Source organism: Syntrophomonas sp. UBA5494 (assembly GCF_002426325.1).
The window spans coordinates 11345-11830 of sequence record NZ_DIPG01000137.1 but is presented as its reverse complement, the minus strand read 5'-3'; the positions used below and the strand labels follow the sequence as shown (position 1 = coordinate 11830).

At 43.2% G+C, this 486-nt stretch carries 1 protein-coding gene; it reads left to right on the top strand.

Annotated elements, in window-relative coordinates:
* Positions 1 to 206: 206 nt before the first annotated feature.
* Positions 207 to 486: response regulator (locus B3W37_RS15480; RefSeq protein WP_483176338.1), on the top strand; the 280-nt coding region annotated here is incomplete at its 3' end.

Below are 486 nucleotides of genomic sequence, written 5' to 3'. Positions count from 1 at the left end.
TAATTATGCAAAACTCTCAATGTTTATATAAACTAGCGTGATACAAAAAGTGTATATATGAACAATGATACAATATAAGCATATAGGGGTGTGCGAAAAGATAAAAAAGTATAGTGATGAATTTCGGCATGATGCTCTGCCGCTGGCACCAGAAATTGGAGTACGCCAAACGAGCTACCACTAAAGCCGGGGAAGGAGGAAAACCAATGGATAAATCCGTTGGCATTTTGGTAATAGAGGATGATTACTCCCTGAATCGCGCCATCAGCTTCAAGCTGCAAAAAGAAGGCTTCGAGGTTTTTTCCGCCGCCAGCCTGCAGGAAGGGAGAAAGCTCTTGACTCAGCATGAAATCCACCTGCTTATTCTGGATGTAAGTTTACCCGATGGCAACGGTTTTGCCTTCTGCCGGGAAATTAGGAAAAACAATTCTGTACTCATCATATTTCTGACCGCCTGCGACCAGGAAACAGATATCGTACTGGGGT